The organism is Streptomyces sp. CBMA291, assembly GCF_014596525.1.
Lineage (GTDB): Bacteria > Actinomycetota > Actinomycetes > Streptomycetales > Streptomycetaceae > Streptomyces.
Genome location: NZ_MSJP01000006.1, coordinates 52,238 through 77,636, shown reverse-complemented (window position 1 = coordinate 77,636; position 25,399 = coordinate 52,238). Strand labels below are relative to the sequence as shown.

The following is a 25,399-nucleotide window of genomic DNA, read 5'->3' as shown; positions in this document are numbered from 1 at the left end:
CTCGACTCGTACTTCACCGCCCGGGAGGAGATCTCGGGCGACCGCTGCGGTGGCGTCGACCCGGGGATGCGCTGCGGGTTCGGGCGGCTTCCCGACGGGCGGACGGTGGCCTACGCGGCCCAGTGCGGCACGGCGACCCGGCCGGCCGGTTTCCGTACGGCCGCCCGGCTGGTGCGGCTCGCCGGGCGGCTCGGCCTCCCGGTGCTCACGCTGATCGACACTCCGGGCGCGGCGAACGACGCGGCGGCCGAGCGCGCGGGGGCGGGTCCGGCGATCGCCGATCTGTTCGCGGCGGTGGTCTCCGCGCGGACTCCCGTGACGTCGCTCCTCGTCGGCGAGGGCGGCTCGGGCGGCGCCCTGGCGCTCGCCGCTCCGGGAAACCTGTGGGCGACGCCCGACAGTTACTTCTCGGTGATCGCCCCCGAACTCGCGGCGTCCATCCTGAAGCGCCCGCCGCAGGACGCGGGCCCGGTGGCGGACCGGCTGCGGCTACGGCCTCGGGACCTCGTGGACCTGGGGGTCGTCCGGGGGATCGTGGAGCCCCGGGGGACGCGCTCGGGGTGACGGCGTCCGCCGCCGGGGCCGGGCGTGCCCGTCATCGGGGCAGGACGATCGCGGTGCAGACCAGACCGCCGTTCGCCAGCCAGCGTCCGGTGAAGTGGCCGTACCGGACGCCACCGGCCACCGGCCCGGGGACCAACAGGCGGGCGTGGAAGCTGCCTTCGGGGGAAGGAGGCGAGACGTCCGGGCCGTCGGCGGGCGGGGCGCCCCGCCCGTCCGGAACCAGGGCTCCCCGCCCGTCGCGGGGTTCGGGCGTCGCTTCGGGGCCGGGCGCCGCTTCGGGTTCCGCCGCCCCTTCGGGTTCTGTCGCCGCTTCCGGTCCGGGCGCCTCGTCCAGGGTGAACTCCACCGTCGCTTCCTCGAATTCCAGCTCCCGACCGGTGAGCGGGTACCAGGTCTTGAAGACGCTCTCCTTGGCGCTGAAGAGGAGCGGTTCCCAGGAGATGTGCGGTGCCCGGTCGGCGAGTTCGGCGAGATGGCGGCGCTCGCCGGGAAGCGTGACGGCTTCGAGCACGCCGTCGGGCAGCGTGCCCGCCAGTTCCGCGTCGATGCCGATCGACAGGACGTCCGCGGTCCGGGCGAGGGCGGCGGCCCGGTAGCCCGCGCAGTGGGTCATGCTCCCGGTGACACCCGAAGGCCAGCGCGGAGCCCCCCGCGGACCGGGGACCAACGGCACCTCGGGCAGGCCGAGATCGCGCAGGGCCAGCCGTGCGCAGTGGCGTACGGTGGCGAACTCGCGCCGCCGTACCTCCACCGCTCCGGCCACGAAGGCGGACTCCTCGGGAAACAGGGTCACCGGTTCGCTGTCGTCCGGGCGCCAGGCGATGGCCACGGTCGCCGGGAGCAGCCGACCGATCACCGGCCGGTCCCGGGTGCGTGGGAGGCGGCGCCCGGTCGGCGCGCGGACGGGCGGGCGGCGGGCGGGGGCGGCTTGCACATGTCCGCGACTGTATCCCGGTGCGGGGCGGCGGGGAACGGCCGGAGGAGGCAGGGGACGGGTCGGCGGGGCATGAGCCGGGGCCGTGCCCGTACAGCCCGACTGGACTACGCCGCCGGGGAGTTCGCGTGGCGCGTTCTCCCCGGCGGCGTCGCCGGTGCCGTGGGCCGCCCGGTGGTCACCCGGGTGCCCGGTTCCGTCCCGGTGGTACGAATCCCGGCGGTGCGAATCCCGGCGGTACGCCTCCCAGTGGCACGGCGCACCTGGGGGTCGGTCCGCTCACCGTCCTGTCCGTCGCACGGTGAGGGATGCCGGTTCGGGCGGGGTTACGGGACCCAGTGGTTGCCGGAGACGGTGATCATGACCTGGAGCTGGATGCTCGCGGAGAAGTAGCTGCTGGTGTCGACCGGGGTGGCCAGCATCTTGTTCCAGAGGGCGTCCAGCCAGGTCTGGCTGCCCGGGTCGGTCATCGCCGCGACCGCGAAGGGGGCGAAGAAGGCGGCTTCGCTGCCGGAGGAGATCTGGGTGCCGTTGAGCTTGTAGCCGACGGCGATCTTGTTCGGGTCGCCGCCGGTCTTCGTCTTGATCCAGCCGTTCAGCTTGCGGGCGGCGGCGAGGGAGGTCGCGTCCCCGCTGGTCACGGCGTCGTCGCCGATACGCCACGGGGTGCGGCAGGCGTTCCACCAGTAGGCGCCGTCGTTCGGGTCCTCCAGGACCTGGCCGGGCGCGGGCTTGGGCGTGGTGTTGGTGTCGACGACGAAGTCGGGCAGGAGTCCGGTGCCGGCGGCGTAGGTCGACTGGAGCCGGGTGATCTGGGTCTGGTGCGCGGTGCGCACGGTGTCCCAGGTGGTGTCGCCGGAAGCGGCGCGGAAGGCGCGGAAGTGGTCGACCATCCAGTCCGAGGTGCGGGTGGTCCAGTAGTACTGGTCGCCGGAGCTGCTCCAGTCGCCGAGCTTCAGGAGCTTGGTCGTCGGGTTCAGCTCGTCCTTCTTGATCGCGGCGATGTGCTTGAGCGCGAGGTCCTTGTAGTCGTACGTGCCGGTGCTGCCCCACTGCTTGTCGGCGAGGAGCAGACCGTAGGCGACGTCCATGTCCCCGTCGGTGGCGCCGTCGCCGCCGTTGACGCTCTTGCAGGAGGCGTCCTGTTCGGCGGCGAGCAGGTTCGGGTTGACGGAGGACGGGTGGTCGATCTTCCACTTGACGAGACCGTCGAAGATCTTCTTGGCGTCGGGGTCGGCTCCGGCCATCGTGGCGGTGACGACCATGCCGTACCCCTGCGCCTCGGCGACGTAGGGGTGATCGGCGTCGGGCGAGACGACCTGGTACCAGCCGTTGCCGCAGTTCTGGCGGACGAAGGCGGACTTCCAGCGGTTGTAGTAGTCGACGACCTTCTGGTCGATCGTCGCCTGGGTCCCGGAGGGCTTCAGGGTGCCGGTGGCGTAGGGCTTGAGGTGGCTGCCGAAGGGCACGGCCGTTCCGGTGTTCCCGCCGCCCCCGGTCCCTCCGGGCGCGCCGTAGACCTCGAACTCCCAGAGGGAGTAGCCGTACGGGGTGCCGCGCCCGGTGCCGTACATCCGGACGTAGCGGCCACTGCCGGAGACCGCCAGGTCGTCCACGGCGCCGTCGCCGGTGCTGGTGGAGTAGACGTCGGTCCAGGTGGTCCCGTCGGCCGAGGTCTGGATGCGGTACGTCTTGCCGTAGGCGTCCTCCCAGTCGAGCTTCACCCGCGAGATCGTGTGGTTCGCCCCGAGGTCGACGCGGATCCACTGGGGGTCGACCCCTTCGAGGCTCGCCCAGCGGGTGGCCGTGTCGCCGTCCACCGCGAGTCCGGCGCCGAACGCCGAGGTCTCGACGGACGAGGCGGTCACCGCCTTTCCGGTGGACACCAGACCGTCGGCGGCCTGCGCTTCCGGCAGGACCGTCAGGGGCAACGCCAGCAGGCCCGCGAGCCCGAGAAGCGAGACGCTTCGTCGACGCATGACAACTCCCTTTCCTCCATGGCCAATAGTTAGGAAATATTCCTAACCATTGGCGGGGAGACTAGAGAGGCCGGTAGCGGCGCGCAAGACCCCGGGAGACAAGCAGAAAGCGAACTCCGGCCACCCGACGGCCTCTTGGGTTCGCTTCAGGAGTGCTCCGGATCGACGGGGCCGGGAGACCCCTCCCCCGGCTCTTCATCCGTCCACTCCCCCGGCCTCCCGTCCGGCCGCTCCCCCGGCTTCCCGCCCGGCGCGTGACGGGCGTCCCTGAGCGCCGTGTGGACCGACCAGACCACCGAGACCAGGGGTACGGCCACCACGGCGCCCACGATGCCCGCGGCGATCGCCCCCGTCGCCACCGCCAGGGCGACGACCAGCGGATGGAGGCGTACGGCCCAGCTCATGACGAGCGGGTGCAGCAGATGGCCCTCGATCTGGCCGATCACCACGATCAGGGCGATCACGAATCCCGCCACCAGTGGCCCCTTCGCGGCGAGCGCGACGACGGCGGCGACCGCGAGGGCGACCGGCGAACCGACCAGGGGGATGAAGGCGGCGAGGAATTCGAGCAGGGCGAGCGGCACCGCGAGCGGGACGCCGAGCAGCCACAGCGCCACCCCGACGAGCACCGCGTTGGTCGCCGCCACCAGGACGATGCCATGGGTGTAGCCGGTGAAGGTACGCCAGGCGGCGCGCCCGGCGATCGCCACCCGGCCGCGGACGGAGGGTGCCAGCTGCTCCTGGAACCAGGCCCACTGACGTTCACCCGAATGCAGGAAGAAGACGGAGGAGAACACGGCGAGGGCCAGCCCCGTCAGTACGACCACCACCTCGCCCGCCCCGCTCAGGGCGGTATTGACCAGGGCCGAACGATGGCTCGAAAAGTACGCTCCGATCTTGTCCTGGAGGTCGGAGAGCGTTCCCGGGGCGAGCCGGAACGGCGCCCGTTCCCACCAGCTCTCGATCCGTCCGATCCCGTCGCGGAACTCCCGCACCAGGGTCGTCCACTCGTCCGCGACCGCCTCGCCGACGAAGGTGAGCACACCGAGGACGAGGGCGGCGCCCGCGAGCAGGGTGACGGCGACCGCCGGGCCGCGCGGCAGCCGGCGGGCCACGAGATCGGTGACGGGCCGGAGCAGCGCGGTGATCACGAGCCCCAGGAAGACGGCGACGGCGATCTCGTGGAAACGCCCGAGCACCACGAACAGGCCGTACACGAGGACGCCGACGACGATGAGGCGCCACGCGTAGGCGGCGGCGGCTCGGAGGAAGGGGGACACCGTCGGTGCCGTGCCTGGCTGCATGGCCAAGGGCCTACCACTCGCGGCGGCCCGCCCGGCGCGGGGATCACGGGCCGGGCACCGGATCTCCGCCGATCGGCCGTGCGGCCGGACCGACTCCGTCCGGCTCGGCGCCCACCCTGCCCCGCACCGCACCGCACCGCACCGCACCGACGGAACCACCCTCGAACCGGCCGCCACCGGCCTTCTTCCGTCGGCGTCGGAGCAGGGCACTACCCCAGCGGGCGGACGGCGTCCGGGGCCGTCACCGGCTCAGGCTCCCCGCGACCGCGTCCCTTCCCGTCGGCCGTCGGCGGGTTCGAGGCCGGGGAGGAGCGTCACCGGTACGGTGCTCGCCACGGCGGCCACGGCGGCGCGGGGGCCGTCGGCCCATTCCAGCAGCCGGAGCCCGGACGGCGGACCGAGCGGTCCACTCCCGGCGTCCGGCCGGACGTCCGCGCCCGCCTTGAACAGGGCCTCCCTGCGGATCCACAGCCGCAGCAGCGCGGGGCCGGGGTCCGGCAGCGCGGCGGCCTCTCGCAGGTCGGCTTCCGGCAGCAGTCGCCGCAGCACTCGCGGGGAGCCCGGCCTGCGGGCGGCCGGTTCGACGTCGATGCCGATCGGTCCGGGCCCGACGGCCGCCGCCACCAGGCCGTCGGCATGGCTCAGACTGACGCCCGTCCCGGGGCGGCCGGGCAGATACGGGCGCCCGTGGCCGGGCCGTCCGCAGTCGGGGCACCGCTGGGCCGGAGCCGCCCCGGCGAGCGGCAGTCCGGTGAGCCGCGCGACACAGAACCGTACGAGCAGCCGCGCCGCCACCGCGTCGTCCCGGCGCTCCGGCAGGCGGGCCGCCGCGAGGCGGCGCAGCTCCCAGGGTTCGAGGAGCCCTTCGTCCAGCTCCGGTCTGCCGAGGACCTCCGCCGTGGTCGCGACCACGGCGACGGCCGCACGCGCGTCCCCCGCCGGGGCCGACTCCTGAACCGGTCCCGGCCCCGGCCACGTACCCGTCACGGGCAAAGGCTCATCCGGCCACGCCGCTCAGGAAGCGTTCCTGCACGCGGCCCAGGGTCCGGAAGTCGTCGATGGTGACGTCCTGGAGGTCGATGCTGGTGCCGGAGAGTTCCTCCAGGAGGTCGATGAACTCAAGGAAGTCCATCGAGTCGATGAGCCGGGCCTCGATGAGGTCCTCGTCCTGGGCGATCGGGCCGTCGAGGCCGGGGTTCTTCTCGTGCAGCCACTCGGCGATGCGGTCCATGGGAAGACGTTCTCCTTCGGGTTCGTGACGACGGGTCATGACGACTCGTGGCGGGTCATGACGGGTGTGAGGGCGTGCGGGCGTACCGGGTCGGCAAGGGCGAGGCAGTGCCTCGTCCGCCTCAGCCGCGTACGTCGCGGAGCCGGTCGAGGGCCCGCTCGGGGGTCCCGTGGGCGAGGATCATGGCGTGGACCCAGCGCTCGACGCCGAAGGCGACGCAGGCGCTGTAGGCGGGACCCGCCGAACCGGCCTGGATGTCGAGCCGCTCCCCGAAGAAGTTGCGGTGCCGGTTGACGGAGGCGATGGCGGTGCCGTCGGGCGCGCAGAACTCGTGCTTGACCGGGTCGAGGGCCATCAGCCGGGCGCGGGAGCCGCCCTTGTCGTAGAACGGGTCGTCGGCCACGGCCCGTTCGAGTTCGAGGCCGAGGAGTTCCGCGGCCTCCAGGATGAAGGCGGCGCCCTGGTCGAGGTGGTCCAGGGAGCCCTGCTTGGTGCCGAGGTAGAGGACTTCGCGCATGTGGAAGCCCCACAGGCGGCGCAGTCCGTCGTAGTGGGTCTCGTTGCGGAAGCAGCGTCCGGCGGCGGAGAGCCTGAGCCCTTCCTCGCCGACGTCCCGGCCCTCCAGGGAGAGGAGCAGCCCGTAGCAGGTGGCGGAGGGCAGCAGATAGCCGGTCGGGGTGAGCGGCAGTTCTCCCGGGGCCTCTCCGGTGGCGAGCCCGTCGAGCGCCTCGGGCGCGAACCGTCCGGCGGAGACGCCGAGGTGCGGGAAGTTCCGGAAGAAGTCGAGCCGGGCGAGACTCGCCACGGACAGCAGGGGCGGCCCGAGGACCTCGGGCGCGGAGAGCCGGGCGGCCAGGCCGGTGAGCAGGTCGTTCAGGCCGTGCAGGAGGGCGGTGTGGACGGGGTCCAGCGTGATCAGTCCCGGACCGGGGCTCTTCAGGCCACCGTCCGGCAGGACCGTGGTGCTGGCTGTGCTCATGGAAAACCGCTCCCTCTGGGGATGTGCGAAGAATCAGGGGTGTCGGCCTGCGGTCGGAACGAAGGCGTCGCGAAGGCTCGGAGGCATCGCGTCCGCACGGTCACGGGTTCGCGGGGTCAGGGCGAACGCTCGTGCTCATGGTCGTCATTGACCGCGGGGCGCGGCGAAGAAGGCCGGTGTGGTTCCCCCGGGGGACCGGGCCGCGCACCGGGGACACTAGGCGAGCGGTTCCTTCGTTGTCTAGACCAAAATTCGCACCTCGTCAGGTCGCCGAATGGCCGAATCGCCGAGCAAGTGAACTTATGGAAACAACACTTGACAATGGCTATGGTCTAAACCAATTCTGACTGAACGAGCAGGTCGGGGCGCTCCTACGCCGCCTTCGACACCTCGCGACCTTCCGTCCACGCCGTCTGCCACCGGCCTCGCGCCGAGGGTCGCCGCGTGTTGTCCGGGCGACGGCGCCCGGACGGCCGAACCGCCTCCCCCCGACTCCCCTTTCTCTGGAGGGACCCATGACGACACCCGCTCCCCGCCGTCGCCCCCGACTCCACCGGGCGGCCTCGGACCGCCCCTACTTCAGCGCGGACGGAGAGTCCTATCTCGCGCAGACCACCCTGCGGGAGCTGAAGAAGTCCCGCCCGCTGCGCGTGCTTTCCGAGGAGGACTTCGCCCACTGGCAGACGTACGGCTACGTCATCGTCCGCGAGGCGATACCCGCCGAGGACGCCCGCCGACTCCTCGACTTCACCTGGGAGTTCCAGGGTCTCGATCCCGACCGGCCCGAAAGCTGGTACGAGGACCGCCCGTTCCGCTCGGAACTCGACCAGCAGCTGCACGTCTACGGCTTCGTCGAGGCGTACCACCACCAGCTGCTCTGGGACAACCGCCAGGCCCAGCGGGTCTACGACGCCTTCGTGGACGTCTGGGACTGCGAGGAGCTGTGGGTGACGCTCGACCGGCTCAACCTCAACCCGCCCAACCGGGGCAACCGCGACCGCGCCCTGATCGAGCCCACCGACCGGGGCTTCGACATCGACCTGCACTGGGACATCGACACCACCCTCGGCGTCCCGCCGCAGCGGGTGCAGGGCATCATCGCGCTCAACGACACCCGCCCGGAGTCCGGCGGCTTCCAGTGCGACCCCGAGCTGTTCCGCCGCTTCGAGGAGTGGAAGATCGCCCAGCCGGCCGACCGCGACCCGCTCCGCCCGGACGTCGACCGCGACGAGTACCCCGTCGTCCGGCCCGATCTGCGCCCCGGCGACCTGCTGATCTGGAACGGTCTGCTCGCCCACGGCGTGGCCCGCAACATCTCCGAGAACCAGGTGCGCGCGGTCCAGTACCTCTCGATGATGCCCGCCCTCGAAGAGCACGAGCGGCTCCGGAACTCCCGTGTCGAGTCCTGGCGCCATCTGCGCACCCCCCGCTGGAACCGGACGCTCGTCGGCGACCCCGTGCTCCACGAGTCCAAGCGCTACCCGACCGCCACCCTCGACGGTCTCGGCAGCCGCCTGCTCGGGCTGACCTCCTGGCACGACACCGCCGAACCGGCGACGGACGCCGCCACGGCCACACCCGCGGCCGGGGCCACGGCAGGGCAGGGCGGGGAGCCGTCGTGCGCCGCGTCTGCCTGACCCTCCCCACCAACCGCGCCTGCTCCGCGACCATCCGGTCCGTCGCCGAGGAAGCCGCCTACGGCGTCCGCCACTTCGGCGTCGAGGTGCGGCTGCTCATCCTCGACTCCTCCGACGCGCCCGTGCTCGCCGAGCACCGGGCGGCGGTCGCCGCGCTGCCCCCGGTCCCCGGCGTGGTCGTCCACCACCTCGACGAGGAAGGGCAGCGGAACTTCCTGCGGGAGACCATCACCGCGGCGGGCGTCGCCGCACCGGAGCGGATGCTCGACCTGATGCTCCCCTCCGGCGTCTCCTACGGAGCCTGCACCAACCGCGCCTTCCTCCTCGCCGAGGCCCTGGGCTGCTCCTCGGTGCACCGCAGGGACTCCGACAGCCGCTACCAGTACCTCCGCGGGGAACCGGTCTTCCCCCTGCACCACGAACTGACGGCGCTGGGACGGCGGGCGGCCGAGCTGACCGGGCAGGTCACCCGGAGCAGGCTCGATCCCGCGCTCGCGGAGCGGCCCGTGGCCATGGTCGGCGGCTCCTTCGTCGGCGAGATGTCCGTGGACGTCGAGGAGATCCGCAGGCTCGACCCCGCCGTGTACGAGGAGGTCGTCGGCCTCTCACTGCCCGAGGGGTATCCGGAGATCTGGCGCCGGAACCTGATCACGGAGTCCTTCCGGGGCGCGGGGACCGCCGCGTTCACCGACGACCTGACCACCCTCACCACCGTCAGCCCGATGCGCGTCGACATGTGCAACATCGCCTTCGACCGCGAGGTGTACGCCCGGGTGCCGCTGCCGCCCGCCCTCGACACCATCGGCAGCGACTACTTCCTCATCCACCTGGTCCACGACGCACGCCTCCCCGGCGTCCTGCACAACCGGCACATCGTCAACTTCCACACCAACGAGCGCCGTTCGGACGAGGGATTCCTCTCCTACCAACTGCGCTTCGCCAAGTTCCTGCTCGCCGCACCCCACCTCAACGCGGTGTACGCGGCGCTGCGGGAGACCGGTGACGGCCTGCTCGACGGCACGGGGCGGCTGCGCGCGACCGCCGTCGCCCGGTCCGTCCGCGACGGCGTCCGCACCGACCCCGCGGAGAGCCTCCGGCGGCTCGACGTCCTCGACCGCGCGTACCGCACCCTGGGCGACCGGTACGCCACCGCCGCCGACCTGCTTCTCTCCCGCCGCGACCGGCTCGTCGACGAAGCCGTCCGGGACATGGCGGACTTCGCCCTCCTGATCGACGCCTGGGAGGCCGTCACCCGCGCGGGACGCGCCCACCCGCTCCGGGCCGCCGCGGACGCCCGGAGCGCCGCGGAAGCCGAAGCGGCCCCTGATGCCGAGGCGGACCCGAACGCCGAAGCGGCCCCTGGCGCCGAAGCGGACCCGGGTGTCGAAGCAGCCGCACTCCCCCTCCACCCCGTGAAAGGCACCGCATGAGCGAGCGAGCACCCTCGCTCCCGAGGACCAGCCGCACCCTCACCGTCCCGTACACGGGCGGCGAGGAGCGCCGCGGCCCCGTCACCATGGGGCAGGCCAACATGATCCGCTGCATGCTCCGGGACGAGCCCGCGCACATCAACATCCACGACGTGTGGCCGGTCCCCGACGGGACCCGTACGGAGGACGCCGTCGACGCCCTCCGCGCGCTCGTGGTGCGCCACGAGGCCCTGCGCACCACCTTCCCCGACACCTCGGGCGGCGTACCCGCCGAACAAGTGGTGTCCGCCGAGGGCGAGTTCACCGTCACCGTCCTCGACCACGGGGAACTGCCCGGCGAACCCGCCGTGTACGCGGAGGAACTGGCCCGCGAGGCCCGCGACGCCCGGTTCCGGCTCGACCGGGACCCCGCCCTGCGGATCCTCCTCGTCACCCTGGACGGCGCACCGCGCTTCGTCTCCCTCGCGGCGAGCCACGCCCTGACGGACGTCGGCGCCCTCTCCGTGCTCAAGGAGGAGTGGCTGGGGCTCCTCGCGGGCGACGAACCACCGCCCTCGGCTTCGCACACCCCGCTCGACCTCGCCGCCGAGGAGACCTCGCCCGCCGGACTCCGCAAGTCCCAGGCGTCCCTGCGCCATTGGGAGCGGATCATCCGCACCGGCCCCCAGGCCATGTTCGCCGAGCCGGGCGCCGAAGGCACCGAGATCCGCACGCCCCGGCTCGTCCTGCGCTCGCGGCGGGCCTCGCTCGCCCTGGCCCGCGCCGCCGAACGGACCGGCGGCCTGCCCGCCACCGTGCTGCTCACCGCGTGGTGCGCGCTGGTCGGCCACCGGGCGGGACAGCCCGAGTGCGTCACGGCCGTCCCCACCTCCAACCGCTACCACCCCCGGCTCGCCCGCTCGGTCAACACCCTCTCCCAGGACGCGCTGCTCTCCCTCGACCTGCGCGTGGAGAGCTTCGACGAACTGCTGCGCAAGGCGTGGGGAGCGGCGCTCAACGCCTACCGGCACAGCCAGTTCGACGCGCTCGCGCTGTGGGACATGATCGGCCGGACCACCGTCGAGCGGGGCAGCCAGTTCGCCCGGGACGTCGTCTTCAACGATGTCAGCACGCTCCCGGCGACCGTCGCCGCCACCACCGACGAGGCCGCCGCCGGGGCCGACGCCCCGGCCGCCGAGCCGCCGGAGCTTGAGCTGAGCTGGGGGCCCGACCAGGTGCTCCCCACCCGGATCCTCACCTTCGTGTACGCGACCGAGCCCGTCGTCCACCTCGCGACCTGGGCCGACCCCTCGCTCTTCCGCCGCGAGGAGGCCGAGGCCCTGCTCACCGGGCTCGTACGCCTGCTGGAGGCGGCGGCCACCGCCGACGTACCGCTGGCCTCCCTCACCGAGGTGACCGGGGTCCGGCCGGCCGTGCGCGGCCCGGAGTGGGTCCGGGCGGACGGCTCCTGGGTCTCGCCGCCACTGGTCGCGGAGGCCCTGGGCAAGGCCCTGGGGGGCAGAGCGGTGCACGTGGTCGCGCGGACGCCCGAGAGCGGCGCCTCCGGAGACGGTCCCTCCGGCGCCGGTGCCCACCCGGGATCCGGCGAGGACCGGGTCCTGACCGCCTTCGTCGCCGCGGGCCTCTCCCCCCTCACGCCGGTCGAGGCGCACACCGCGCTGATGGATGCCCTGCCGGGGCGTCCGGGCGTACTGGCCCCGCACCGTTACGTGATCGTCCAGGACCCGCCGGCCGAGGCGGACCGGGCCGACGCGTGGCTCCGTCAGCAGATTCTCGTGGAAGGAACCGGCCGGGACCGGGATGTCACATGACCATGGATGAGAGAGTCGCCCCACCGGAGCAGAGCGCTCCGCCCAGTCCGTGGCGGTCGCGGCGCTTCCGGCTGTTCTTCACGGCCCGCAGCGCCTCGCTGCTCGCCGACGGCATGCTGATGGTGTCGCTGACCACCGCCGTCCTCGGGGCGGGATACGGGGCGGCGGGCGTCGGCTACTCGCTGGCCGCGTGGATGGCGCCGATCGTGCTGCTCGTCCTGTTCGGCGGCGTGCTCGCCGACCGGTTCACCCCGCAGGTGATGATGGTCGGCGCCGACGTGGTGCGCATGGTGGCCATGCTCGCCCTCGCGGTGCTGCTCTTCGCCACCGACGTACGGCTGTGGCACGTCATGGCCCTGCTCGCGCTGAGCGGCGCCGCGACCGCCATGTTCCAGCCGGGGCTCGCGAGCCTGGTCCCGCAGGTCGCCGAGGACATCCAGCGGGCCAACGCGCTGCTGCGCATCTCCGAGTCGATCTGCACCCTGCTCGGTCCCGGTCTCGCCGGACTCCTGGTGGCCCAATGGGACGTGGCCGGTTCGTTCGTGGTCATCGCGGGGGCGTACGCGCTCAGCGCGCTGGGCCTGCTCCCGCTGCGGAAGCTCGGCAGCGCCCCGGACGAGAGCAACGACCCGCTGTGGCAGCGGCTCTCCACCGGCTGGCAGGAGTTCCGGTCCCGGGCCTGGCTGTGGGGGGTCATCGCGGTCTGGGCGGTGTACGGGCTCCTCGTCTTCGGCCCGTCCCTGCCGCTGGGCGCGGCCCTGCTGACCGAACAGCACGGGGCCAGCGGCTACGGCTGGATCGTCTCCGCCGACGGCGCGGGCACGATCGTCGGCGGTCTGCTCGGCATGCGGGTCCGCCCCCGCCGCCCGCTCGTCGCGGGTGCCTGCGCGATGTTCTTCTTCTCCCTCAATCCGCTGGCGCCCGCCCTGGGCTGGTCGTTCACGCTCACGGCGGTCACCGGGGTGGTGGCCGGGTGCGGCTTCGCGTTCTGGGGCGTGATGTGGGCGACGAGCATCCAGACCCACATCCCGCTGGCCGTGCTCAGCCGGGTCTCCGCCTACGACGTGGCCGGTTCCATCATGGTCATCCCGCTGGGCCGCGCCCTCGCGGGCCCGGCGGCGAACGCGGTGGGGGCCGACCGGGTGCTGCTGTTCTCCTCGGTGATGGGCCTGGTGTGCATCGCGGCGATGCTCTGCCTCCCGGCCATCCGCGCCCTGGGCCGGGCCCCGAAGGACCGGGCGGCCACCGACGAGGGGGTGGCGAGCCCGGCGTGAACCCGCCCGGTGGCGAGCCCGGGGCGTGGGCCTCCCACGCCCGGGTCCGCCACCGGGCAGTCGGCCGTACGGCTCACCCCGGGGTCCCGGTCCTGCCGGGCGGGACGATCACGGTCCGGGGGACGGCCTCGTCCAGGCGCTTCGCGGTGGTCCCGCTCAGGGCCTCGTCGGGGTCGCGCTCCAGGCGCCGGACCAGGTTCCGCAGCCGCTCGAAGTCCTCCGGGGCGCTCACCAGCTGCGGGAGGAAGCCGCACAGGACGTCGAGGAGAGCGGGGTCCTCGTCGGCGAGCCGGATCCAGAGGACGAGGGAGGTCTCCGTCTCGTCCCGCCACCGGGCGGTGTCCAGGCCCGTCCACACCAGGTCCGCGAGCATGGAGGTCAGTGCGGGCCGGGTCTTGAGGAGGGCCGCCGCGAGCGGCCAGTTCCGGTACGGGGCGAGCCAGGGCGTCTCCTCCAGGCCCCACAGGGCGGACGGGCGCTGCCACAGGAGCCGGCCCACGGTGGACAGGGCCAGGTCGTTGCGGTCGCGTCGGCGGTCGCCGAGCCAGCTTCCGAGCCGCGCCAGGGCGGCCTCGCCGTGGGGTCCCGCGACGAGCCTCGCCACACTGAACGAGACGGGCGCCGTCAGTCCGTCGCTGCGGCCCGCGAGCATGCCGAGTGCGTCGAGCGTGGCGGAGAGGGACCGTTCGACCGTGCCGTAGCCGTGGACGAGGGCCGCCGTGCCGCGCGATGCCGGGTCGGAGCCGTCACGGGCCCAGGCCCGCACGAGATCGCGGACGACCGGCCGGACCCCCTCGTCGAGAGCGGCGGCGTGGGCGAGGGCGGTCGCGGCGGCCAGGTGATGGGCGGGCGAATCGGAGCGCGCCATCGGCCGCACCAGATGGCGGAACACGTACAGCGGATCGCGGGTGCACAGCGCTCCGACGGCGAGCGCGGCGGGCACCCACCCGGCGGGCCGCTCGTCGTCGCAGAGGGCGCGCAGCCAGCGGGCGAGCGGGCCGCGCGCGTCCGGGTATCCCTCCCAGGCGTGCGAGAGGACCGCCCAGGGCAGGGCCCTGCCCTGGAGTCGTACCGTACGGACGCTCAGGGTGCGGCCGCCGAAACCGACGCCGCCGGTGAGGAGTTCGGAGCGGGCGGCCGCGAGGCGGGCGTCCTGATGGGCGTGGAAGAGCGCGCGGCCCGGTTCCGTCGCCGGGTCCATGGTCAGCGTGAACTCCCAGGCCAGGTGTTCGGCGGCCTCCGTCGCCAGGCTGTAGGGCGATCCGCTGTACACGGCGAGCGCCGTACGGAAGGCGGCGAGCCGGGTCGCCGCGGTGACGGCCGCCCGGTCTCCGGCGGCCACCCGCCCAGGCGCCGCGAGCCAGATCTCCGCCTGTCGGTGCGCGAAGGCCCGCAGTTCGCCCAGGAGATCGGCCACGGGCAGCTTTCCGTCGAGATGGTCGACGAGCAGCCGTGCCAGCGCCTCCGCCTCGTGGGGCCGGAGCCGGTCGAGGCCGAGGGCCGCCACCACGTCCTCCCTGGCCGCGAGCGCCAGGGCCGCCGTGAGCCGCTTCTCCTCGCCGTGCCCGAGCAGGGCGAGGAGATGTCTGCGCAGCATGCCGTCGGCCGACGGGGTGCGAAGGAGGACGCCGTACCGTCCGCGCAGCGACTCGTCCGCGAGACCGCCGGGGCCGACGAGGAGGATCGCGTACGCCCCGCGCCGTTCGAGGAGCGCCGCGAGACGGTCGAGGCAGGGTCCGGCCGGAGGTTCGGCGGGCCGGTGCGCTTCCCCTTCGCGGTCCCGGTCCACGGGGTGCCACCCGGGGAGGCTTCCGCCGTATGTGCCCGTCTCCACCAGGTAGCCGTGGTCCGCTCTCAGGTCCGCCTCGCCGATCCGGTGGAGTGCGGTACCTGGGCCGAGGCGTTCGATCCGTCCGTGCGTGACCTCGTCGAGGAGGGAGAGGGCCGTGGAGGTGCGTCCGCTGCCGGGGTCCGCGCACAGGACGAGGAGCCGTTGCCGTGCGAGTCGGGCCCGGACCGCCCCGTAGCCGGGCGGTTCCTCGAACACCGTCTTCAGACGCCGGAGGTCGTCGGCGGGCACGGGCCCGGCGATCGGCTCGGCCCGGTTGCCGTGCGGGGGGCGACGTGCGCCGGGGTGGTCTTCCCGGGCGCCGTCCGCGACGGAGTTCCGTCCACGCGCGTCGGTGAAGAGCCTCCGGGCCGCCCGCGCGGCGTCGTAGCCGCCGTCCCCGCGTCCGATGCCCAGCGGGCCGCCGCGGAGGTCGCCGTGGTCCCGGACGTCCCCGGGGTCCCCGGCGTCCCCCGCGTCCCCTGGGCCGCCGGGGCCGCCGCCGCCCGGACCGGCCGGGCCCCGTCCGGCGCCCGTCGGCTCTCCCGCCGGGGCCGCCCAGCCTCCGCGCCGGGCACTTCCGCCTCGGCCGTCACTCATCGGCACCGCCTTTCCGTCCTTCCTGGAGCGACGGCTTCGTCCGGAGCCGGGCGAGCCTCGACCCCGTCGTCATCGGTCCTGGTCCTGTCGCAACCGCTGTTGGTCCCGTTGCCGTCGGTCCTGATCCCGTCGCAACCGCTGTTGGTCCCGTCGTCATCGGTCCTGATCCCGTCGCAACCGGCCCTGGTCCCGGCGTAACCCGTCCCGGCCCTGTCCGTATCCCGTCCCGGCCCCGGGGCGCCCAGCCCCCGTCCCCGCCCGTCCGCACGTCCACACGTCCGTCCGCCCGTCCTCCCGGTCGCCCGGTCGCCCAGTCGCCCAAAGCCTCCGAGACCTCGGCCGCCCCGACGGCCCCACGGACCCCGGGAACCCCGGAGACCCCAAAGGCCCTGGAGCCCCCAAAGGCCCCCGTGGTCCCCGGATCCCCCGGCCCCCCGCCCGCCACCGGCCAACGCGCGGCCGTCTCCTGCCTGCTGCCCACTTCGTCCCCCCGCGACGCGCCGAAGGCCCAGGATCGCGACGGCCCGGCGCGCTGTATGTAGCCCTTTACACAGCGGGCGCGCGGCCGGAAGAAGAAGGAAGCGGCCCGGCGGGCGCGGGCCCCCGGCCTCTCGCACGGCCCGGCAAGCGCGCGTGTCCGGCGTCTCGCGCGGCGCCACCGGAGCGGGTCGCCGCGCGGGAGAAGTGTGGGGAACCGTCCGCACGGAATACGGCGCCGCGTGGCGCGCTCCGGGCGCCCGAGCGTGCGCCGGATCAGGACAACAACCGCCCCGCCGAAGGGGATCTCCCATGAAGTCCGTCACCTCGGCGAAGCGCCCGGAAGGCGGGGCGGTCCGGTCCGCCGGTCGTTCCTCGGCGTCCGGCGGGGAGTTCGCCGGCGCGTCCATGCCGCGTCATCCGGCGCGTGGCGCCCTCGGTTTCGGGCTGCCCGTCGACTCGGCCGCCCTGCCTCCGGTCATCGGCCCGATCGCCCTGCTGGCGGCCCCGCCGACACTGATCGTCTCCCGTGGCCGGCCCTCCCGCCGGGTGGTCGGTCCGGCGCGGACCGTCTCCCGGGGGCGGCTTGGGCGCCGGTGCGAGGACGGCGTCCGCGTCCTCACCGGGGCACCCGGGAACGAGACGGATCCGGAACCGCGCCGGGCACCGAGGGTGACGGCTGAAAAGTGCGTATACGTCAAAGCCCTCCCTTGTCACCATGACTGATGTTCCGTCAGGCCGGGAATTACGTTCCGCGAGATCGGTTGACGCATTTCATTTGCCGAACGACGGGTTCCTCCATGCTTTCGTCAGGGTCGGGCACTTCCGTCTTATCCGCGCAAGAAGCATCAGCTTGGTTGCTGAGCGAACTCACCAGCAAAGGGCGTATTCCTTTTCGTCTCGCCTGTCGGAGGCTGACGGTCTGGGAAAAGCGATTCGTCCAGAACGTACTGGGCAGGGCGGACGTCGACATCGTCACGGTCCCTCCGTCCGAGGAGACCGGTCTCGTCCGGGTGACCCGCGCGCCGCTCTTCGGCGTGTCGTTCTGGATGCCCGGCGAGCCGCCGGAATCCGCCGCCGAGACGCTCGCCTGGATACGGGTTCCCCCCGAGGTGCTCGACATGGCCGAGGAGGAGACCCGGTCGGCGGAGGCACGGGAGGCCGCCGAATTCCAGGAGGTCGACTCCCTGCTGCGCGGCTGGGCGGAGAAAGGGGAACTCGACGGCCGCCTCGCCCGGCTCGCGGACTGGGTCGAGCGGGTCGAGACGGTGTACGTCTTCGTCGGCCGCGAGGTGTTCTCGAAGTCCGACGCGGGAAGCAACACGCTGACCCGGGAGGGCCGCCTTCCGGGGCTCCGGCTGCGCCCGGTCGACACCTGGAGCACGGCCGACCGGCTGTTCGTCGTCCTCGCGCACTGTCTCTTCGTCAGCGGCCGTTCCGTCCGCTTCGAGGAGTTCAACGGGGTGCAGCTCTCGGCGACCCGGCTGCGGCAGTACCTGCTCGACCGGCACGCCCAGTACGTCGCCGCCCTCGGCCGCCCCTCGCGCGCCGCCCACGGCGTACCGCTGCCGGAGCTGGCGGAGGAGGTCCGGGCCCTCCAGGAGGAGGTCGACCGGCAGTCGTCCCTCATGCGCTACCGGCGCATCAACGGCATGACCTTCGTCAAGAACGAGTACCTGGCGGACTTCCCCCAGCCCCGCGACCCGCACGAGCTGCCCGAACTCGTGGCCCGGCACGGCCGGGAACGGCTCGGTGTCGAGCCCACGGGACGGGCCAGGGAGGATCTGCGGGCGCTGGCCGTCGCGGCCACCCTCCTCGACGCGAAGTCCGGCCCGGACGCGGCTCCGCACGGCGCCGTCGGCATGCCGCACGCGGACGCGGGGGAAGCGCCGCACGGCGCCGTCGGGGAACTCCTCGCCGCCATCGTGCTGTCCGCCGTCCGGTCCACCGACTCCGACTACGGCATGAGCAGCTCCGTCCGCGATCTGACCCGGCTGCGCGGTGCCCGCCCCGGCGACGCCGAAGGCGTGCTCGAACTGAGGAAGAACGACTTCGTCTGCTGCTGTCTGCCCCACCCCACCCGGATGGCGGACACGGGCGAGGAGACCGCGTCGATCCTGTGGCGGGCCGCGCAGCGCATGATGTACAACCGCTGGCACTTCGCGCCCGGGGAGTTCGACCGCGCGGACATCCCGGAGAAGCGGCACTACTTCTTCCCTCCGCAGGTCCCCGACATCGCCGAGCACGCCGAGCACCACCATGGCGGCCACGCCGCCTCACGGGTGCGTTTCTCCATCCGCGCCCCGGGCGCCCAGGTGTGGCACCCGCCCTTCACGGTCTACGGCAACGGCTTCCGGGGCTGCTACGACATCCGGCTCGTCCGCATGGAGAAACCGGCCTACACCCTGCGGGAACTCCGCGAAGCCGTACGCCACTGCTCGCTCGTCGACGAACTGTGGCGCACCCTCGCGGACGGCGTCCAGCATGGCACCCTGCCGGTACGCCCGCTGGGCGGCTTCGACCGGGACTGGTACGCGTCACGGGGCTGGGAGCGCCTTGAGGCGTACGCCCCGGCGCCCGACGCGCTGTCCGTTCCCGGCTGAGCCGGCGAGGAGGAGACCCGAGATGAGCGAACACAGCCCTGTGCCCCCCGTCGTCGACGTCCTCGGCACCCTCGCGCGCACCCCGTGCCGGGACACCCTGCACCGCTTCCACTACCGGGAGGGCGACGAGGTCCGCTCGCTGACCCTCGCCGAACTCGACGCCGCCGCCCTGCGGGTGGCGGTCCGGCTCCACGCCCTCGGGGTCCGCGCCCGCGACCGGGTCGGGGTGATGGCGCCGAACCGGATCGAGTGGGTGCTGCTCGATCTCGCCGTGCTCAGGCTGGGCGCCGTGACAGCGGGCATCGAGCCTCACCGCTACACGCCTGCGGAGGTGCTCGCCACCTTCGGTCTCGCCCTGCTCTTCACCGACGACCCCCGCCACGGGGACGCCGACGGCACCGCGCCGGACGCCCGGGACGTCCACGGCATCGCGCGGGTCAACGACTGGGCCTTCACCGCCGGGGCGCCCGCCGACCCCCCGGCCCTCCCGCCGCACCCCGGCTACGACCCCGCCGACGTCTTCGCCATCAAGCAGACCTCGGGAAGCACCGGACCGGCCAAGGGCATCGAGGTCACCGTCGCCAGCGTCAACCGGACGCTGGCGGCCGTCCAGGAGATGTTCGACCACCGGGACGGCGACAACCTGTTCGTCTTCCTGCCGGTCAGGTTCCTCCAGCAGCGGTACTGGATCTACTCGGCCCTCGTCCACGGCCACGACGTCACCCTCGCCGACCGGACCACCGCCGAGGCGACGGCGAAGGCGGTCTCCCCCACCGTGATCATGGGCGTGCCCGGCTTCTACGAGCAGCTGCGGGCCCGGCTCGAAGCCGAGGGGGTGCCCGAGGCTCCCGCGGAGCGGGGGGCGGCGATCCAGCGGGCGCTCGGCGGCCGGATCCGCTATCTGTGGACCGGCTCCGCGCCCGCCGGACGTCAGGTGCTGCGCTTCTTCAACGACGCCGGGGTCCCGCTCTACGAGGGATACGGCCTGAGCGAGACCTGTGTCGTCGCCAAGAACCACCCCGGCGCGTTCCGGCTGGGCAGCGTCGGCCGGGTCCTGCCGCACAAGCGGATCCGCTTCGACGGGGACGGCGTCCTGATCGTCGGCGGCGGCGATCCCGTCAACACCCGGTACACCTGGTGCGCCCCCGGCGCGAGCGAGCGGGTGTTCCTGCCCACGGGCGAAGTGAAGACCTACGACGTGGGCCACGTCGACGAGGACGGTTTCCTCTACATCGACGGGCGGGTCGACGACATCGTCACCCTGAGCGGGGCGCTGAACGTCCTGGTGCCCCTCGTGGAGGAACGCGTACGCGAGCTGCCCGGGGTGTACGACTGCGCCGTGTTCGGCGACGGGCGGCCCTATCTCACCGTGGTGGTCTCCCCCACGACACCCGCCCACGCCGCCGACGGGCCGGACGGCACTGGCGCGTCCGACGGAGGGCACGGCTACGCGGAGCGCCTCACCCGTGAACTGGCCAAGCTGAACGAGGAACTCCGGCCCGAGCAGCGCCTCTACGGCGCCGTCGTCGCCGAGGAGCCGTTCTCCATCGAGAACGGCCTCCTGAACGCCCAGTACAAGCTGGTGCGCGGCCTGATCGGCACGCGCTACGCCCGCGATCTCGACCGGATCCACGAAGAGAACCGTGTGTACAACGACGGCACCATCGGCACCGCACCCGTGCTGGTGCGCGCTGCGGAGAAGGAGCGGAACACGTGAGCTGGGACAGGCTGGCCGGTCTCGAACTGGGCAATGAGCGGGTGACCCTACGGCGGATCCGCGTCACCGACACCGAGGAGTTCGCCCGGATCGTGTACGAGCCGGACATCTGGCGCTACTTCGTCCAGCGGATCGAGACGCCCGACGACCTCCACGCCTTTCTGGAGACCGCCATCAGGGACACCCTGACCGGCACCCGGATCGTCTTCGCCGTCGTCGACGAGTCCACCGGCCGGATCGTCGGCAGCTGCGCCTACGGAAATCTGGCCCCGGCCGACCGGCGTCTGGAGATCGGCTGGTCCTGGCTGTACGCGGGGGCCCGCAGGACCGGTGTCAACCGGGCCGTCAAGCTCGCTCTTCTCGACCACGCCTTCGACGTACTCGGCTGTGAGCGGGTCGAGTTCAAGACCGACGTCCTCAACACCGGAGCCCGCGCGGGCCTCTCCGGCATCGGCGCCACCGAGGAGGGCGTCCTGCGCAGCTTCAACGTGATGCCGGGCGGGCGCCGCCGGGACGTCGTCTACTACAGCATCCTGCGCGCGGAGTGGCCCGCCGTCCGCAAGGAACGGTTCGAGGCCACCGGCGCGGGCAAGGCCGACGGCACACCGGACGCCACCGCCGTATCCGGCACCACCGACTGAGCCCACGCGGCGGAAGGGAGCGGACGGTGCGCCAGGAGTTCTTCTTCGAGGCCGCCGGGGAACGACTCGCGGCGACCCGGGTCACGGGCGCCGGCGGAGCGCCCCCGGAGATCCTCACCCTGCACGGTCTGGGCACGACCGCGACCCGGCACCGGGCGCGGTACCTGCTCGACCCCTGGGCGGAGCACGGCCACGGCTCGCTCGCCTTCGACTTCTCCGGCAACGGCGAGAGCACCGGCGAACTCACCCGCGCCACCCTGCGCCGCCGCCGCACCGAGACCCTGGCCGCCGCCGCCTGGCTCGGCAGGGACCGGCCGCCCGTGGTCGTCGGCACCAGCATGGGCGCCCACCTCGCCGCCTGGACCGCACGGGAACTGCGCCCCCGGGCCCTGGTGCTCTTCTGCCCCGCCGCCTATCCCGCGCACGCCGCCGACCTGCCCTTCGACGGCAGCCTCGTACGCCCCGGCAACCATCCCGACTCCCCCGCCTACAGCGCCCTGCGCGACTTCGAGGGCGATCTGCTGATCTTCGGCGCCCGACAGGACCAGGTGTGCCCGCCCGAGGTCGTCGAGGGATACCTCGACAGCGCCCGCCGCGCCCGGTCCGCCGAGGTCGTCTGGTTCGAGGAGTGCGACCACTTCGTCCACCGCTGGCTGCCCCACCAGGGCCCGCTGCGGGAGCGGACCGTCCAGGCGGTGCTGAGCCTGCTCGCCGCCTGACCCCGCGCCCCTTCTCCGTACCCCCGCCCACGCCCGTATCCGAGGAGACGGATCACCATGGCCGTGCAGACCGAGCGGAACCTGCTGAAACGACGTGACATCGACGCCCTGAAGACGGTCGAGGCCGCCTTCCACTCCGGTCCGCTGGCCGATCTGCTCGCCGAAGCCCCCGAGCTGGAGCGCCGCGCCGGGCTGACCCGGGAGGAGTTCGAGCGGGAGTACCGCTTCCAGGGCCGCCCGGTCGTCCTGGACGGCTACGCCGCCGACTGGCCGTCCGTCCGGGGCTGGACCTTCCGGAACCTCGCGGAGCGCTGCGCCGACGTCCCCGTGGTCGTCGACAGCTACAACAGCACGGCCGCCCGGAAGACCACCTTCGGCGCGTTCGTCACCCGCCTGGAGGAGAGCGCCGGCAGCGGCGCGGATCCCCTGTACCTCCAGGAGTGGTACTACCAGACCACCGCCCCGCACATCGCGCCGGACATGCCCGAACTGGACATCGCCCAGTACGACTTCCGGCGGGACCTGTACGGCGATGCCGCCTCGGTCAACCACCAGCTGTGGATCGGCCAGCGCGGCGGCGTCACCCGGCTGCACCAGGACGCGTACTCCGTCGACGTCATGCACGCGCAGATCGTCGGCGAGAAGCTCTGGTACGTGATGGGGCCCGGCGCCGAACTCCTGCCGGGGCCCGGCGGCGAGGCGGGACTCGACGCCCTGTGCGCCTCCCCCGGCACCCGGCTCATGCGCTTCGTCCTCAGGCCCGGCGACGTGCTCTATCTGCCCGCGGGCTGGTTCCACCGCATCGAGCTGCTCGGCGACTCCATCGGACTCGGCCGCAAGTGCCTGGACGAGGCCAACCTGCGGGCCCACGTCCGCCAGCGCGTCGGCGAACTCCTCGCGCTCGCCCTCAACCCCGAGGAGCTGCGCGTCACCCACTCGGAACTCTTCGACGTCGTCATCGCACGGGCCCGCGCCCTCGCCGACCGGATGGACGTCGACCTGTCCCGGCTGCGTCAGTGAGGTACAAAGAACCCATGAGGCAGCAGCACATCTTGCTGATCGGCGGTCCAGGCCACGACGTGCCCAAGGCGACGGCGCTGGGGCTGCGCCACTCGGTGGTCCAGATCCCCCAGCGGGCGAGCGAGGAACAGCGGGCCTCGGCCGCGCGGTACGCCGTCCAGGACTACCGCGACCTCGACGCGCTCCTCCCCCTGGTCAGGGACTGGCACGAGGCGGAACCCTTCGACGCCGTGCTCTCCTTCACCGAGTACGGTCTGGAGCCCGCCTCCCGGGTCGCGATCGACCTCGGGATCGCGGGCGACAACCTGGAGGCCGTCCTCGCCACCCGCGACAAGACCAGGACCCGCGCCCTGCTCGACCGGCACGGGCTGAGCCCGGTGCGCCACCGGGTGTGCGCCACCGAGGCGGACGCGGCCGACTTCCTCGACGAACTCGACGGTCTGCCCCTCGTCCTGAAGCCCCCCTCGGGCGGCCTCAGCGAAGGGGTGTACCTGGTGGAGGACAGGGCCCGGCTCGCCGAGCGCTGGGCCTGGACCGCCGCCGTGTCCGGACGGGAACCGGTGCTCGCCGAGGAGTACCTCTCCGGGCCCGAGTTCAGCGTCGAGTCGATCTCCCGGCACGGCGTCCACGAGGTCGTCATGGTCACCGAGAAACTGACGACCGGCTTCCCCGGCTTCGTGGAGCTGGGCCATCAGCTCCCCGCCCGCCTCGGCTCCGGCGACCTGGAGGAGATCGAGAAACTGATCCTGGAGTTCCTCGCGCTCATCGGCCAGCGGACCGGACCCGTCCACAGCGAACTGCGCCTCACCCCACGCGGTCCCCGCCTCATCGAAGCCCAGACCCGTGCCGGCGGCGACCAGATCTGGGAGATGTGCGAGCTGGTCAGCGGTGCCGACCAGATCACCGAGACCTACTGCGCCCTGCTCGGCCGGCCGGACCCGCCGCGCGTCCCCCGGGGCCGGGCGGCCGCCATCCGCTTCTTCTCCGAGGAGAACGTCCGCGTCCGGGCGGTCGACGGAGTCGCCGCCGCCGAGGCGGCGCCCGGGGTGGTCCGCGCGGTGTGCACCCTGCGGCCCGGCGCGGAGCTGGGCCCGCTCCTCTCCTCCACCTCACGCCAGGGATACGTGCTCTGCCTCGGCGAGGACACGCAGGACGCGGTGGCGCGCGCCGAGACGGCCCGAGCCCTCGTCCGGGTCGAATCCGAACCGCTCACCGACTCCGTATCCCCCACCCACTCCACACCTCCCACCGGCCCCGTATCCCCCAGCGGCCCCATGTCTCCCACCGGCCACGAACCGCTCACCGGTGCGGAGCCGGGGCCGTGAGCGCCGCCGCCGGGACCGGAGCGCCGCACCGCAAGGCCGCGCGTCCGCGCGCGGCGCACCCGCACCACGTCACGGAGGGACCATGCGAGTTCTCGTCATCGGCACCAACAGGGTGTGCCACGAGCGGCTGCGCGAGCAGGGCCACGAGATGGTGCTCTTCGTCCCGCGCGGTCGCGCCCGGCGGGAGGACGCGGTCGGCCCGTACGCCCATGTGGTGATCCTCGACGACGACGTCGACGTGGACGCGTGGGCCGAGACCGCCGAAGTCCTGCACCGGCGGGCGCCCTTCGACGCGGTCGCCGCGTTCAACGAGCACACCTATCCGGCCGTACAGGCCGTCAGCGAGCGGCTCGGCATCCCCACCACGGTCGACGTGGACCTGTTCCACCGGGTCGTGGACAAGGCGCGGATGCGGGAGATCCTCGACGATCACGCGATCCCGAGCTGCCGCTACGCCTTCGCCCAGGGGCGGCGGGCCGTGCTCGACGCCATCGCGGAGGTCGGACTGCCCTGTGTGGTCAAGCCGGTGGACACCGAGGCCAGCCTGGGCGTCTCCCGGGTCGACGCCGAGGAGGACATCGAGGCGGCGCTGCGCCGCATCGGCCCGTACCACGTCGACCGGGGCGTGGTGGTGGAGGAGTTCCTCGACGGCGAGGAGTTCAGCGTCGAGGCGCTCTCCGTCGGGAAGCAGCACCGGGTCGTGGCGGTCACCCGCAAGTTCACCGATCCGGTGAACTTCGTCTCGCGGGGCCATGTGGTCCCCGCGCCCCTCACCTCAGAGGAGTACGCCGAGGTGTCGGCGTACGTCGTCCGGGTCCTCGACGCCTTCGGCTTCCACGACTGTCCCTCGCACACCGAGGTCATGCTGACCGGGCGGGGCCCCCGGATCATCGAGATGCACAACCGGATCGGCGGCGACGCCATCATGGACCTGGTCCGGCTCTCCACCGGCGTGGACATGTACGAACTGATCGCCCGGCAGAGCATCGGCGAGGACGTCGGCGCCCTGCTGCCCGACAAGATCCTCCACGAGCGCTCCGCCGCCGCCTGGTACGCGGCTCCCTCCGGACCGCCGACGCACACCCTCCTTGAGGTGCGGGGGGTCGAGCGGGTGCGCGAGCTGCCCGACGTCCGGACGGTCACCCTGCTGAGGGAGCCGGGGAGTCCGCAGCCCACGGTCCGGAGCAACTTCGACCGCTCGGGCCGGGTCCTCGCCGTCGGCGACTCTCCCGAACAGGCCCTCGCCCACGCCCGCGAGGCCGTCGGCATGCTGCGCTTCGTCTACGGGTGGAGCGCGACGGACTTCTGAGGAGGCCCGCACGCCGG

Annotated in this window: 19 protein-coding genes; 12 read left to right on the top strand and 7 right to left on the bottom strand. The window is 73.1% G+C overall.

Features of this window, described 5'->3' with window-relative positions; all coding sequences use genetic code 11:
- On the top strand, positions 1-564 hold a 564-nt coding region (locus BU197_RS01230), incomplete at its 5' end, for a carboxyl transferase domain-containing protein (RefSeq protein WP_317453374.1).
- A 31-nt stretch (positions 565-595) separates the two neighbouring features.
- Here BU197_RS01230 and BU197_RS30115 read toward each other — a convergent pair.
- The 6 genes from BU197_RS30115 to BU197_RS01200 form a co-directional block, all read right to left on the bottom strand.
- Positions 596-1,420: a 4'-phosphopantetheinyl transferase gene (locus BU197_RS30115; RefSeq protein ID WP_317453373.1), complete on the bottom strand. Its 825-nt coding sequence runs from the start codon at positions 1,418-1,420 to the stop codon at positions 596-598.
- 404 nt (positions 1,421-1,824) lie between these two features.
- Positions 1,825-3,477 carry a glycosyl hydrolase family 8 gene (locus BU197_RS01220; protein ID WP_188266264.1) on the bottom strand — a complete coding sequence of 551 codons (1,653 nt, stop codon included), beginning with the start codon at positions 3,475-3,477 and terminating at the stop codon, positions 1,825-1,827.
- 146 nt (positions 3,478-3,623) lie between these two features.
- On the bottom strand, positions 3,624-4,781 hold the full coding sequence (locus BU197_RS01215; RefSeq protein WP_188266263.1) for an AI-2E family transporter: 1,158 nt from the start codon (positions 4,779-4,781) through the stop codon (positions 3,624-3,626).
- Positions 4,782-5,030: 249 nt separating this feature from the next.
- Positions 5,031-5,768 carry a 4'-phosphopantetheinyl transferase family protein gene (locus tag BU197_RS01210; RefSeq protein WP_188266262.1) on the bottom strand — a complete coding sequence of 246 codons (738 nt, stop codon included), beginning with the start codon at positions 5,766-5,768 and terminating at the stop codon, positions 5,031-5,033.
- Positions 5,769-5,778: 10 nt separating this feature from the next.
- The gene (locus tag BU197_RS01205; RefSeq protein ID WP_188266261.1) at positions 5,779-6,012 is read right to left on the bottom strand and encodes an acyl carrier protein; all 234 of its coding nucleotides are present in this window, start codon (positions 6,010-6,012) and stop codon (positions 5,779-5,781) included.
- A 121-nt stretch (positions 6,013-6,133) separates the two neighbouring features.
- Positions 6,134-6,991, bottom strand: coding sequence for a hypothetical protein (locus BU197_RS01200; RefSeq protein WP_188266260.1), 858 nt, complete (start codon positions 6,989-6,991; stop codon positions 6,134-6,136).
- Positions 6,992-7,506: 515 nt separating this feature from the next.
- Between BU197_RS01200 and BU197_RS01195 the strand changes: the two genes are divergently transcribed.
- The 4 genes from BU197_RS01195 to BU197_RS01180 are packed head-to-tail and all read left to right on the top strand — an operon-like array spanning position 7,507 to position 13,143.
- Entirely contained in the window at positions 7,507-8,628 is a 1,122-nt protein-coding gene (locus BU197_RS01195) for a phytanoyl-CoA dioxygenase family protein (RefSeq protein WP_188266259.1), read from the top strand.
- Entirely contained in the window at positions 8,610-10,058 is a 1,449-nt protein-coding gene (locus tag BU197_RS01190) for a DUF6271 family protein (protein WP_317452113.1), read from the top strand. Before BU197_RS01195 ends, BU197_RS01190 begins: the two co-directional genes overlap by 19 nt.
- On the top strand, positions 10,055-11,869 hold the full coding sequence (locus tag BU197_RS01185) for a condensation domain-containing protein (protein ID WP_188266258.1): 1,815 nt from the start codon (positions 10,055-10,057) through the stop codon (positions 11,867-11,869). The genes BU197_RS01190 and BU197_RS01185 overlap by 4 nt, the downstream gene beginning before the upstream one ends.
- Entirely contained in the window at positions 11,866-13,143 is a 1,278-nt protein-coding gene (locus BU197_RS01180; RefSeq protein ID WP_188266257.1) for an MFS transporter, read from the top strand. Before BU197_RS01185 ends, BU197_RS01180 begins: the two co-directional genes overlap by 4 nt.
- Positions 13,144-13,216: 73 nt before the next feature.
- On the opposite strand, the gene BU197_RS01175 is transcribed toward BU197_RS01180, so the two are convergent.
- Positions 13,217-15,571: a hypothetical protein gene (locus BU197_RS01175; protein WP_188266256.1), complete on the bottom strand. Its 2,355-nt coding sequence runs from the start codon at positions 15,569-15,571 to the stop codon at positions 13,217-13,219.
- 1,490 nt (positions 15,572-17,061) lie between these two features.
- Between BU197_RS01175 and BU197_RS01170 the strand changes: the two genes are divergently transcribed.
- The 7 genes from BU197_RS01170 (at position 17,062) to BU197_RS01140 (ending at position 25,382) form a co-directional block, all read left to right on the top strand.
- Positions 17,062-18,651: a hypothetical protein gene (locus BU197_RS01170; protein ID WP_188266255.1), complete on the top strand. Its 1,590-nt coding sequence runs from the start codon at positions 17,062-17,064 to the stop codon at positions 18,649-18,651.
- 22 nt (positions 18,652-18,673) lie between these two features.
- Positions 18,674-20,368, top strand: coding sequence for an AMP-binding protein (locus BU197_RS01165; RefSeq protein ID WP_188266254.1), 1,695 nt, complete (start codon positions 18,674-18,676; stop codon positions 20,366-20,368).
- Entirely contained in the window at positions 20,365-21,009 is a 645-nt protein-coding gene (locus tag BU197_RS01160; RefSeq protein ID WP_188266253.1) for a GNAT family N-acetyltransferase, read from the top strand. Before BU197_RS01165 ends, BU197_RS01160 begins: the two co-directional genes overlap by 4 nt.
- A 26-nt stretch (positions 21,010-21,035) precedes the next feature.
- Positions 21,036-21,728 carry an alpha/beta hydrolase gene (locus BU197_RS01155; RefSeq protein WP_188266252.1) on the top strand — a complete coding sequence of 231 codons (693 nt, stop codon included), beginning with the start codon at positions 21,036-21,038 and terminating at the stop codon, positions 21,726-21,728.
- Between the two features lie 57 nt (positions 21,729-21,785).
- Positions 21,786-22,748: a cupin-like domain-containing protein gene (locus BU197_RS01150; protein ID WP_188266251.1), complete on the top strand. Its 963-nt coding sequence runs from the start codon at positions 21,786-21,788 to the stop codon at positions 22,746-22,748.
- A gap of 14 nt (positions 22,749-22,762) precedes the next feature.
- Positions 22,763-24,073 (top strand): ATP-grasp domain-containing protein, encoded by a 1,311-nt coding sequence (locus BU197_RS01145; RefSeq protein WP_188266250.1) that lies wholly within the window; start codon positions 22,763-22,765, stop codon positions 24,071-24,073.
- Between the two features lie 82 nt (positions 24,074-24,155).
- A complete protein-coding gene (locus tag BU197_RS01140; RefSeq protein ID WP_188266249.1) occupies positions 24,156-25,382 on the top strand; it encodes an ATP-grasp domain-containing protein in 1,227 nt (408 codons plus the stop codon).
- Positions 25,383-25,399: the final 17 nt, after the last annotated feature.